This is a genomic window from Staphylococcus sp. 231237_7MaSpsaltlick (genome assembly GCF_043107035.1).
Map to the genome: position 1 here is coordinate 1 of NZ_JBICNX010000459.1, position 382 is coordinate 382.

Here is a 382-nt window from a genome sequence, read left to right on the forward strand (position 1 = left end):
ACATATACTTTGCTACCAATAAACTTAATTCAGATAAAGAAGAATTCGGTTTAAAGGTGTCTGGCGATAGTATGGATAAAATATTCCAAGACGGCGATATAGTTGTGGTAGAAAAAGATTCTACTGTTGAAAATGGTCAATTAGGTGTTGTTATGATTAACGGTTACAATGCAACTGTAAAGCGCATTAGATATAACGGAGATCAAATTATATTAATACCTGAATCCAACAATCCTAATCATTATCCACAAGTATATGGATTGAATGATGAAGTTAAAATAGTAGGTAGAGTGGTAGCAAGTCAAAGATTGTTTTAACCATCCTCTCACGTGTATTTAGGTACACGTATGTCTAATTATAGGTTGTTTGATATAAATTAAAT

At 31.7% G+C, this 382-nt stretch carries 1 protein-coding gene; it reads left to right on the forward strand.

The window, feature by feature from the left end:
- The coding region (locus ACF91D_RS32340; RefSeq protein WP_392438804.1) for a LexA family protein at positions 1 to 317 on the forward strand (317 nt) is incomplete at its 5' end.
- Positions 318 to 382 lie beyond the last annotated feature (65 nt).